We start from the raw sequence: 11,081 nt of genomic DNA, 5'->3' as shown, positions 1-11,081 counted from the left end.
TGACTTAGTTCATCTCTTTTTTTACTTAAGGAGTAGTATGGCAAATAAAAAATTAGATAAGTATAAGGATTATTTCAAAGGCAAAACCTACAACATAACAACCTTTGGTTGCCAAATGAATGAACACGATTCTGAAAGAATTTCCTTTATCCTTGAAGATTTAGGTTATACCTATGAGGAAGATAGGAAAAAGGCTGATTTTATTTTGTTTAATACCTGTTTGGTAAGGGAAAATGCAGAGCTTAAACTTTATGGTCAAGTTTCATCACTTAAAAAAATAAAAGAAGCTCACCCAGAAAAGATCATAGCTGTATCTGGATGTATGATGCAAACAGAAGTCGCAAGGCAAGTAATAATTGACAAACACAAGGAAGTTGATATTATTTTTGGTACAAAAAATATTAATTCCCTAGCAGATTTAATTTTTAGGTACCTAGAAACAGGTGAAAGGGTTGTAGACATATCTACAGATAATGTAAAGGATGATTTTGTACTCTATAATACCCCAAATCATTTCCAAGCTTATGTAAATATTATGACAGGCTGTGATAATTTCTGTTCTTATTGTATAGTTCCAGAATCAAGGGGTAGGGAAGAGTCTAGGAGACCTTCTTCAATTATTGAGGAAGTTGAATATTTGGTAAATCAAGGATATAAAGAAGTAACACTTCTAGGTCAAAATGTAAATTCATATGGCAATAAGGCTGACTTTAATCATACATTTCCAGAACTTTTAGAAAAAGTTGCTCAGATTCCAAACTTAAAAAGGCTTAGGTTTACAACAAGTCACCCAAAAGACCTTTCAGATGAATTAATCCAAGTTATAAAAAGAAATGATAATATTTGTAAATATTTTCATTTACCACTTCAATCAGGATCTGACAAGGTTCTTAAGGATATGAACAGAAAATACACTCAAGAAAAATATTTGGAAAGAGCAAGGAAATTAAGAGAAGAAATCCCTGAAATAGCGATATCTACTGATATAATTGTTGGTTATCCAACAGAAACTGAAGAAGATTTCAAAGAAACCCTCAAGGTTTGCCAAGAAGTGGGATATGATACAGCCTTCACTTTTAAATATTCTCCAAGGCCTAAGACAAGGGCAGCAAAACTTACCCCGATAGACGATGAAATTGTTCAGGAGAGATTTGATAGGCTATTAGACCTCTTATATCCAATATTTAATGAGAAAAATAAAAATTATATAGGTAAAACTGTAGAAGTTTTATTGGAATCAGAGAGTAAAAACAATCCAGAAGTATTAACAGGTAGAACTGATGATTATAAACTTGTGCATGTCAAGGCTGATAAGAGTCTTATAGGTGAGTTTGTAAAGGTAAAAATTACTGATAATACTTCATTTACAATATCAGGAGACCTCGTAGAATAAAATCCCGGCCTTGGCTGGGGTTTTTAATTTGTTAGAAAGTTTTGTAAATAATATTTTATATATGTTTTATATTAAGTGTTTTCAAAGCTTTTTTATGAAAAATTATCGGGTAAAATATAGTTTGTTAGGAAGGAGGTTTTATGAAAGATGTTTCTGTAAAAGCCAAAGCAAAACTATCATATGTTTTAGATAATGATTTGTTAGATGGCTTGATAAGGGAAGATAATCTATCAGCTAAGGCTAGTTATCTTAGAAAAAACTATGACTTTTTAAGTGCAGATGATGAAAAGATTATCTTAGAAGATAAACTGCGTACGCACTTCTATAAAGAACTTAGGAGTCTAGAATATTTTCTAACAGGTCTAGAAAAAAAGTTTTACCAGCTGTATTTTTCTATTTTCAAAATATATTTGATACAAGAAATAATAACAAGCATTTTAAATGGATCTTTGGCTGAGAATTTGGGATATTTTAGAAATAATCCATACTATAAGGCAATGAGTCTTAATCTAGATACAAGTTTTAAAGATTTTATAGAAAGTCTTGATGATTACCATATAAAGCGAGTCCTTGAACCTTTTTTAAATGAAAATATGGATAAGGATTCTATTATATTTTTATCGTCAAATGCTCTTATAAAATCTTATTATAGGGAGCTTTTAAAAATAAGTGAAAAATTTCCATCAAAAGAATCGAAACTTATTAAAAATTTCTTAGCAGAAGAGATAAATTTGCTCAACTTTGAAATGCTTTATAGGCTTAAATCATTCTTTGATGTAAATAATAGTGAGATTTTTAATTACTTAATTGAAGGCGGTTATCTATATAATGGTCAAAGACTAAAAATGTTATCTGATTTTAGTAAAGATGAGCTTATGGAATATTTTAAGGATACTAAGTATAAAAATATATTTGAAGATGAGAATCTATTTTATAAAAAAATGCAGGATAAGAGGCTTAAGAATTTCAAAGATGAAATAATCAAAGAAAGATCTGATATACTCTATATAATTTCTGCAATGAATATTTTATACTTAAATATGAAAAATCTTATAGCTATTTTGGAAATGGATGATAAATACACTTATAGCCAAAAAGAAGAGTTGTTAATAGGAAGGTAAATATGGCAGTAGAAAAAATGCACCTGGTAAATATTACATCTAAGTTAGATAATCTTAATGATTTGCTCTTAGATGTGGTAGATATAGGTCAAATTGAACCAATTGATGCTTTCAATCAAGTAGCCAGCAGAGCTTTTTCAGTAACCGCAAGTACAGAAAATGTAGAACTTACTGAAGATATGAACAATATTAAAAGTTTTGATGGCCTTTCTAAGTCTGATAATGAAAAAATGAATTATCTAAAGAAATTTCTAGAAATTCATGATGATGAAAATTTAAATTATAATCAAAAAGTAATTTCTAGAGAAAGACTAGAAGAATTATATGAAGATTTAGCGCCTCTTATAAAGAGAAGAGAAGAGTTACTTGAAAAAAGAAAAGAACTTTTAAATTTCAAGGCCAACTTAGAAGTGCTTGATAAGGCTGATATTGATATAAATAAAATAAGACAATTAAAATATTTTGATTACAGATATGGTGAAGTATCTAAGGATGGTAGGTTTATTCTTAAAAATAATTATGAAAATATACCGTCCCTAATTATCCATCTAGATAGCGAGGCAAAAAAATCCGCTGATGCCTTAAACGAAATTATCGAACTAGATAAGAAAACTAGGATTAGGCGTGAAGAAGTTGACAATATAATCGTTAGCGAAAGAGAAGAAAGTCTAAAAGTAGCATCTAGGATTGATACTAAATATTCTAATATGATTCAAGATGAAATCATTAAGATAAATTCAAAATATGATGGAGAAATAGCAGAACAAAGTAAAAAAATCAAGAGTGATTATAATAAGCTAAAGGATGATATATCTATTGTTTATAACAAGGAAGTAGATTCTCTAGTTGATTATGCCTTTGATATGATTGTAAAGGGGGATTAAATGACAGATAAGGTAAAAAAATCAAAAGAAAATTATTTGTTAGTTTACCCTAAGCAGGTTAAGGAAGATATAGGAAGAGCTGTTAATACGATGGGCTTTATTGATAAAGAAATTCCTGATGAGGATTTACTAACTATAAATAAAGACCTAGGCGACATTGATTCAGAACTAAAATCATTAGAAACAAGTATACAAGACATCAGATCTAAAAATAAAGATGTTGTTGATAACTTATCTAATTCTTTGGAATATTATGAAAAAAGTGATGAATTAGTTGCAAAAATGGCTAAGGGAGATAAATACCTTTATCTATCTGGTTGGGTTCCTGACTCAAAAATTAAAGATTTTGAAAATTTATCAAATAAATATGATGATACAATAGTTACAGTCAAGGAGGAGTCAAATCAAGAACCTCCTACAAAACTTAAAAATAATAAATTATTTAGGCCGTTTGAATTTTTGGTAAACATGTATGGGGCACCAAATTATAACGAAATAGATCCAACTCCATTTTTTGCAGTATCATACATGCTCTTGTATGGAATGATGTTTGGTGACTTAGGCCAAGGTTTGGTTTTTGTTCTCTTAAGTTTTTTAGTTGACAAAAAAAACAAAACTTTTGGTGCCCTAATAAGAAGAGTAGGATTTTCAGCATGTTTCTTTGGAATGATGTATGGTTCAGTATTTGGTATAGAAACCCTAATACCTGCTATACTTATCAAGCCATTTGATAATATTATGAAAGTCCTTATTGCTTCAGTGGCCTTTGGTATAGGACTACTTGTAATATCCTATTTTATAGGAATTTATAATAAACTTGTTAAGCAAAAGAATATTGAAGAAGGTATCTTTGGCAAGGAAGGTATAGCAGGACTTATGATGATGACTTCATTTGTTTTGCTAATTCTGAATATTGTCAAAGTAAATCCTCTACCCAAAACAGTAGGTTTAGTAATTTTGCTTGCTTCAATAGTTATGATTGTATTTTCAAGACCAATCGCAGCTAAAATTGAAAAGAGAGATGAAGTTTTTGAATCAAGTGCTTTCGACTATTATGTTGAAAGTTCATTTTCGATAATAGAAGCACTTCTATCTGTATTTTCAAATCTTGTATCTTTTACAAGGGTAGGAGCCTTTGCTATAAACCACGTTGGTTTATACATGGCATTTGAAGTTATGAGTAAAATCGCAGGCGGAGGAATTAAGGGACTAATTATATTAATTCTAGGAAATATCTTAATCATTGGGCTTGAAGGCATGATAGTCTTTATCCAAGGCTTGAGACTAGAGTTTTATGAGATGTTTAGTAAATATTATCAAGGAAATGGTCGTAAATTCAGACCAATTAAAGAAAGTAAATAAAAGGAGATATTATGATTAAATATACAGCAATGCTAGCATTAGCAGTAGTAATAATAACAATTTATTCAGGTTTATACTTATTAAAGAACAATGAAGACCCATCAAAAGCAAAAATTTCTAAAGCATTAAAGATGAATTTATTTACCTTTGTGCCAGTTATGTTAATGATAGTTGTACTTATGATTCCATCTGCTTCAAAAGCTGCAGAAGGTGCAGCTACAGCTCAAGCAGCATCTGATGGACTTAAATATATAGGTGCAGCTCTTTCAACAGGTCTTGCAGCTATTGGTACAGGATATGCCGTAGGTACAGTTGGTTCTGCAGCTCTTGGTGCTATTTCTGAAGACCAATCTATCCTTGGTAGGACAATCATATTCGTAGGTCTTGCCGAAGGTATAGCTATCTTTGGTGTTATCATTTCAATCATGATCCTAAACGCATAAGATGAAAGCGAAGATTTTAACAGATTCAAATAGCTTGTTAACAATGTTTAGACTTGGTGCGATTGAAGGAGAATTAGTTTCTACTAATAATTTTGAAAAAGTTTTTGATAAATCAATCGATGATGAGAATCTTGCGATATTAATTGTAACTAGATCTGTTTATCAAAAAAATTCTATCAAAATTGATAATTTTAGGAAAGATAATTCCATGCCTTTGATAGTTACCATTGATGGCTGAAAGGATATAATATGCTAGATATAGAAGCAAAATTATCAAGCTTTAGAAAGATGGTTTGGGATGAAGAAAAGGAAAAAACTGACCAAGAATTATTCCAATCCACTGAAAGAAATTCTTCATTTTTAGATAGTAAAAATGAGTCCCGCAAGGAAGATTTTGAGAAAAAAGTTAAAGATAGGGATGTATTTCTAGAAATAAGAAAAAATGAAGAGATTTCTAAAATTAGCCAAGATGAAAAAAATAGGTTTTTTGCTTATAAAGAGCAATTGCTTGATGATTTTTATGAAAAATTAACAGATAAATTGAAAGCCTATAGGAAGACAAGCGATTATAAAGATAAGCTTCAAAAGGAAATAGAAGGCAAAATTAAAAGCCTAGGCCTAAATGAAGATGAGATTATAGTTGCTGTTGTAGATGAAGATTTAAATTTGATTGATTTTAAGCATACAGAAAGTATCGAAAAAACAAATATCGGAGGCTTTATGCTTATTGATATCAATAAGGAATTTAGATATAACTTTACTTATAGGCAAAAAATTAGAGAAAATAAGTATGAATTTGGTAAAAAACTATACCAAGTTCTTGAAAGTGAGAGTTTTAATGAATCCAATAATTAAGACAATAAATGGGCCAGTAGTTTATGCCAAAAATGCTAGGAGTCTTAAGATAAAAGAGATGGTCTCTGTTGGAGGATTAAAGCTAATTGGCGAAGTTATATCAGTTGACGGTGATATAGCTACAATTCAGGTATATGAAGATACTTCAGGCCTTAAGGTCGGCGAAGATATTATTTCAACATCCATGCCCTTATCAGTAAGGTTAGGTCCGGGTCTACTCGGTAATATGTTTGACGGTATTGAAAGACCGCTTAAGGATATTATGGACAAACACGGGGCCTTTATTCCATCTGGAATTGGTTTTGATAATCTTAACCTTGAAAAACAATGGGATGTAAAAATCAAATTCAAAGTTGGCGATAAAATCAAAAAATCTGATATATACGCTACAATCAAGGAAACTGAGGTTATAGACCACAGACTTTTATCAAATGTCGAAGGTACTATAATCGAAGCCAAGGAAGATGGGCTTTATAGGCTTGAAGATACTATTTTAAAGGTTGAAAATGATGAAGGCATCCATGAGCTTAAACTTTATCAATACTGGCCAGTTAGAAATCCAAGACCGGTTAAAAAGGCTTTAAGTCTTAAGAATTTACTTGTAACAGGTCAAAGAGTTTTGGATGTATTTTTCCCAATTGCTAAGGGTGGTACCGTTGCAATTCCCGGCGGATTTGGTACAGGAAAGACTATGCTCCAACACCAATTAGCCCAATATTCTGATGTTGATATTATTGTTTACATCGGTTGTGGAGAGAGGGGAAATGAGATGACTCAAGTTCTTGAGGAATTCCCTGATCTTATAGATCCAAATACTGGCAAGGACCTTATGCAAAGGACAATCCTTATCGCAAATACTTCCAATATGCCGGTGGCAGCGAGGGAAGCTAGTATCTATACAGGTATAACTATTGCTGAGTATTATAGAGATATGGGCTATGATGTTGCCCTTATGGCTGACTCTACATCTAGGTGGGCAGAAGCTCTTAGGGAAATATCTGCAAGGCTAGAAGAAATTCCGGCTGAAGAAGGTTACCCAGCTTATCTTGCATCTAGGCTTTCGAAGTTTTATGAAAGAGCAGGATATTTTGAAAACCTAAACGGAACTAAGGGATCGGTTACCTTGATTGGTGCGGTTTCTCCATCTGGTGGAGACTTTTCAGAACCTGTAACAGAAGCTACAAGACGTTCAGTAAATGTATTTTTAGGTCTTGATAGAAAACTTGCTTATTCTAGACATTATCCAGCTATAAACTGGCTTACATCTTATACAAACTACCTAGATAAGATAAGAGATTTTTATAAAGAAACCTATAATTCAGATATCATTGGCGTAAGAAATAAATTAATGAATGTTCTAATTGATGAAGAAGAAGTTAAGTCAATTATGATGCTTGTTGGATCTGATGCCCTATCAGATGAGCAGAAGAATATACTTGATGTAGCAAGTTTAATTAGGAATGGTTTCTTGCAACAAAATGCTTATAATTATACTGATAAGTATGTACCAGTCAAAAAGCAAATAATGATGCTAGATGTCATTGAAAAGTACTATGACCTAAGTAAGGCGGCTTTAAAAGATAATATTTCATATAATAAATTTTATAGCTCATCTTTATTAAATGACATAAGCCAAATGAAATACAACGTAGAAAATGATAAGATTGAAAAACTTAATGATCTAAGTTCACAAATTGAAAATCATTTTGCAAGAGTTAGGGGGTAGGCTATTGAGAAAAGAATATACTAAGATTAAAAAAATTGAATCGTCAATAATTGAAGTTGAAAAAGTTTCTGATATAGCTTATAACTCTCTGGTATCTGTTCATGCAGAAGGAATGGAATTTGTTGGTTCTGTAGTAATGGTTAATGAAGATACTGTTACAATAGAAGTTTATGCCAACACTGATAACTTTTCTATAGATGATATAGTTGTTAGTTTCCATGAAAAACCACTTGAATTACCATTGAATGAAAATATCTTAGGAAGAACATTCAATGGTATAGGTGAGCCTATAGATAATGGCGGCGATATTTATTCAGACGAAACATATCCAGTTGAAGGCCTTGCCTTAAATCCAGTTGCGAGAGAATACCCAAGAGACTTTATACAAACAGGAATTTCTGCTATAGATACACTTACAACCCTCATCCGTGGCCAAAAGCTTCCTATATTTTCAGGCTCTGGTCTTCCTCATAACGAGATAGCAGCGCAAATTATTAGGCAAGCAAAACTTAAAACAGACGAAGATTTCGCTTTTGTTTTCGCTGCTATGGGAATTAAAAAAGACGAAGCAATGTTCTTTGAAGATGCTTTTTCAAAGGCAGGTGTAAAAGATAAGTTAGTTATGTACCAAAACTTGGCAGATTCTCCAATTATGGAAAGACTTCTTGCACCTAAGTGCGCTCTTACAGCAGCAGAATATTTAGCCTACAAAAAAGGCTATCACGTTCTTGTAATAATCACCGATATGACTTCATATTGTGAAGCTTTAAGAGAAGTATCTTCAATAAGGGGCGAAATCCCATCAAGGAAGGGCTATCCAGGTTATCTTTACTCTAACCTTGCAAGTCTTTATGAAAGAGCTGGCATGATTGAAGGTGTTAAGGGATCAGTAACCCTTATTCCAATTTTAACAATGCCAAACGATGATATAACCCATCCAGTACCTGACCTTACAGGATATATTACAGAAGGCCAAATTGTTATTGATAGGGGTCTATCAAGCAAGGGTGTTTATCCACCAATTAACGTCCTACCTTCACTTTCAAGGCTCATGAAAGATGGTATAGGTGAAGGCTATACTAGGGCAGACCATGAAGATGTTATGAATCAGCTTTATGAGTCATATTCAAAGGTAATTGATGTAAGAAATATAGCCCAAATTGTAGGTGAGGAAGACTTATCAGAAATAGATAAAAAGTACCTTGAATTTGGTGAAGTATTTGAAAATAAATTCCTAGCCCAGGGACAAAATGAAAATAGGGAATTAGAAGAAAGTCTAGACCTTGCTTGGGATATATTAAAAATTCTACCAAGGACTGAACTACACAGGGTATCTGAGAAAAATCTAGACAAATTTATAGGTAAGATTGATGAATAATGACGCTATAGCAAGCAAAGCGAATTTAATAAAAGCCAAGGATGAACTTAAGCTTCTAGAAGTCGGTCTTGATATTCTTGACAAGAAGAGAAAGGCCTTGATGAATGCTCACGACAGCAAAATTAAGGATAGGGACAATTTAAATATTAAAGTTAATGAAACCATGGCCAAGGTAAGCCACAGTTTTAACAAGGCGTTAGCCAGTATTGGTGAGGAAAAGCTAGAAAACCTTGCAGGCCTTATTCCTATTGATAATTCTATTAAATTATCCACAAGTAAATTTATGCAAACAGATATAGCAGAGATTGAGTTTGAAGATAAAAAATTAACTCTTTCTTATTCGTTTTATCAGACTAATGCCTTGTTGGATAAGGCTTTGATTGACTTTAATAAATTAAGGTCTGATCTTTTTAAACTCGCCGAGCTTGATAGTACAATAAATAACCTAGAAATTGAGATTAGAAAAGCTAATAAAAAAGTAAACAGTCTAGAAAAGATTCAGATACCAAATAAAACTGATTTAATAAAGAATATTTCTCAAAGCATAGAAGAAAAAGAAAGAGAAGAATTCTCAAAGACAAAAATTGTAAAGAAAAATAAAGAAAAAAAGTCATCGTAGAATATCTACGATGGCTTTTTACTTGCTATAATTTATTTTCTTTTTGACGGTCTTACCATATTTACTTCAAGAGGTGTTACAGTATCATAGTCGATTATTCCATCATCATATTGATTTTTCTGCATTGATGCTGATAGGGCAAAGCCGATACAAACCAAAATTAAAAGTTGGAAGGTACCACCGTTTGAGAAAAATGGAAGTGGTATACCTGTTACAGGCATTATACCAATGGTCATACCAACATTTTCAAAAATGTGGATAAAGATTAATCCAGCTATTCCTGTTACAAGAAGACTTATAAAGGTGTTATTTGATGATTTTGCTATGGCGATTAACCTCAAAATTAAAATTGTGAATAAGGCAATCATTATAATTGCACCAATAAAACCTAATTCTTCAGCCAATACTGAAAATATAAAGTCAGTTTCTTTTTCGGGTATATAGCCATATTGGGATTGGCTTCCATTTAGATAGCCCCTGCCATTTATCATGCCGGATCCTATTGCGATCATACCTTGTTGTTGTTGCCAGTTTGATCCTGATGTATCTCTTGAAGGATTTAGGAAGTTTTCAATTCTGTCGGCCCTGAAACCACTTAAGTTCGCGAGAAGAAAAAGGCCTAGTCCAATTCCAGCTAATGCAAAAATTCCTATCCATTTCCAAGAAAGTCCTGCAACAAATATCATTGCAGCAATGAAAAATACATACACCATGGCTGTACCAAAGTCTGGTTGGAGCAAGATTAAACCGATAGGTATTCCAATGAAAATAATCGTACCAAGCAAGACGAGTGGTGTATTAATAGAATACTTATATTTGTCTAAAAAAGCGGCAAGTGACACAATCAAGACAATTTTACATATTTCAGCAGGTTGGAATGAGAAAGATCCAAAATAAATCCAAGACCTAGCTCCCCATTCATCTAGGCCTCGACCAATGGCTAAGGTTATACCCAAAAGACCAAACATACCCGCATAATATACCCTATAGGGTTTTTTAACAACATCTAAGTCCAAGGTACATATTATTGCGATAAATATGAACCCTAAAATTGTCGAAAATATTTGTGTCTTAATTGACGCTAGTCTTCCACCATAGGCAGAATATAGTACAATGAGGCCATATATAGACAAGGCCAATGTTGAAATTAATAGTAGGATATCAAAATCCTTGAAATTTTTCTTTTTTAAATTAAACATTATATCACTCCAGTTCTTATTTATTATATAACAGAAATTGGGCAAATACAATTTTAGCAGGTAAAAATAAGACTAGTATAATATTAGAGAAGGTTGGTGAT

The 11,081-nt window shown here is 32.1% G+C and carries 11 protein-coding genes; 10 read left to right on the top strand and 1 reads right to left on the bottom strand.

Going from position 1 to position 11,081, the window contains the following annotated elements:
• Positions 1-37: 37 nt before the first annotated feature.
• From miaB to K8P03_RS09340, 10 genes are all read left to right on the top strand, one after another.
• Positions 38-1,393, top strand: a complete 1,356-nt coding sequence (gene miaB / locus K8P03_RS09385; RefSeq protein ID WP_223420422.1) for a tRNA (N6-isopentenyl adenosine(37)-C2)-methylthiotransferase MiaB — start codon at positions 38-40, stop codon at positions 1,391-1,393.
• A gap of 140 nt (positions 1,394-1,533) precedes the next feature.
• Positions 1,534-2,514 carry a V0D/AC39 family V-type ATPase subunit gene (locus tag K8P03_RS09380; RefSeq protein ID WP_223420421.1) on the top strand — a complete coding sequence of 327 codons (981 nt, stop codon included), beginning with the start codon at positions 1,534-1,536 and terminating at the stop codon, positions 2,512-2,514.
• A gap of 2 nt (positions 2,515-2,516) precedes the next feature.
• On the top strand, positions 2,517-3,398 hold the full coding sequence (locus K8P03_RS09375; RefSeq protein WP_223420420.1) for a V-type ATP synthase subunit I domain-containing protein: 882 nt from the start codon (positions 2,517-2,519) through the stop codon (positions 3,396-3,398).
• Entirely contained in the window at positions 3,399-4,760 is a 1,362-nt protein-coding gene (locus tag K8P03_RS09370) for a V-type ATP synthase subunit I (protein WP_223420419.1), read from the top strand.
• 11 nt (positions 4,761-4,771) lie between these two features.
• The gene (locus K8P03_RS09365; RefSeq protein ID WP_209772114.1) at positions 4,772-5,203 is read left to right on the top strand and encodes an ATP synthase subunit C; all 432 of its coding nucleotides are present in this window, start codon (positions 4,772-4,774) and stop codon (positions 5,201-5,203) included.
• A 1-nt stretch (position 5,204) separates the two neighbouring features.
• Positions 5,205-5,441, top strand: coding sequence for a V-type ATP synthase subunit F (locus K8P03_RS09360; RefSeq protein ID WP_223420418.1), 237 nt, complete (start codon positions 5,205-5,207; stop codon positions 5,439-5,441).
• Positions 5,442-5,452: 11 nt separating this feature from the next.
• The gene (locus tag K8P03_RS09355) at positions 5,453-6,058 is read left to right on the top strand and encodes an ATPase (protein ID WP_223420417.1); all 606 of its coding nucleotides are present in this window, start codon (positions 5,453-5,455) and stop codon (positions 6,056-6,058) included.
• A complete protein-coding gene (locus K8P03_RS09350; protein ID WP_223420416.1) occupies positions 6,042-7,784 on the top strand; it encodes a V-type ATP synthase subunit A in 1,743 nt (580 codons plus the stop codon). The genes K8P03_RS09355 and K8P03_RS09350 overlap by 17 nt, the downstream gene beginning before the upstream one ends.
• 4 nt (positions 7,785-7,788) lie before the next feature.
• Positions 7,789-9,162 (top strand): V-type ATP synthase subunit B, encoded by a 1,374-nt coding sequence (locus K8P03_RS09345; RefSeq protein ID WP_223420415.1) that lies wholly within the window; start codon positions 7,789-7,791, stop codon positions 9,160-9,162.
• Positions 9,155-9,781 carry a V-type ATP synthase subunit D gene (locus tag K8P03_RS09340; RefSeq protein ID WP_223420414.1) on the top strand — a complete coding sequence of 209 codons (627 nt, stop codon included), beginning with the start codon at positions 9,155-9,157 and terminating at the stop codon, positions 9,779-9,781. The genes K8P03_RS09345 and K8P03_RS09340 overlap by 8 nt, the downstream gene beginning before the upstream one ends.
• Positions 9,782-9,813: 32 nt before the next feature.
• On the opposite strand, the gene K8P03_RS09335 is transcribed toward K8P03_RS09340, so the two are convergent.
• Positions 9,814-10,980, bottom strand: coding sequence for an FtsW/RodA/SpoVE family cell cycle protein (locus K8P03_RS09335; protein WP_223420413.1), 1,167 nt, complete (start codon positions 10,978-10,980; stop codon positions 9,814-9,816).
• Positions 10,981-11,081: the final 101 nt, after the last annotated feature.

Source organism: Anaerococcus murdochii (assembly GCF_019957155.1).
Lineage (GTDB): Bacteria > Bacillota > Clostridia > Tissierellales > Peptoniphilaceae > Anaerococcus > Anaerococcus murdochii.
The sequence above is the reverse complement of the archived record's forward strand: the minus strand, read 5'-3'. Positions and strand labels throughout refer to the sequence as shown.

Excerpts from the sequence above, each read along its gene's own strand:
- K8P03_RS09360 (WP_223420418.1), top strand. The coding sequence starts at position 5,205 with ATGAAAGCGAAGATTTTAACAGATTCAAATAGCTTGTTAACAATGTTT.
- K8P03_RS09350 (WP_223420416.1), top strand. The coding sequence starts at position 6,042 with ATGAATCCAATAATTAAGACAATAAATGGGCCAGTAGTTTATGCCAAA.
- K8P03_RS09340 (WP_223420414.1), top strand. The coding sequence starts at position 9,155 with ATGAATAATGACGCTATAGCAAGCAAAGCGAATTTAATAAAAGCCAAG.
- K8P03_RS09375 (WP_223420420.1), top strand. The coding sequence starts at position 2,517 with ATGGCAGTAGAAAAAATGCACCTGGTAAATATTACATCTAAGTTAGAT.
- K8P03_RS09355 (WP_223420417.1), top strand. The coding sequence starts at position 5,453 with ATGCTAGATATAGAAGCAAAATTATCAAGCTTTAGAAAGATGGTTTGG.
- K8P03_RS09380 (WP_223420421.1), top strand. The coding sequence starts at position 1,534 with ATGAAAGATGTTTCTGTAAAAGCCAAAGCAAAACTATCATATGTTTTA.
- K8P03_RS09370 (WP_223420419.1), top strand. The coding sequence starts at position 3,399 with ATGACAGATAAGGTAAAAAAATCAAAAGAAAATTATTTGTTAGTTTAC.
- K8P03_RS09365 (WP_209772114.1), top strand. The coding sequence starts at position 4,772 with ATGATTAAATATACAGCAATGCTAGCATTAGCAGTAGTAATAATAACA.
- miaB (WP_223420422.1), top strand. The coding sequence starts at position 38 with ATGGCAAATAAAAAATTAGATAAGTATAAGGATTATTTCAAAGGCAAA.
- K8P03_RS09335 (WP_223420413.1), bottom strand. The coding sequence starts at position 10,980 with ATGTTTAATTTAAAAAAGAAAAATTTCAAGGATTTTGATATCCTACTA.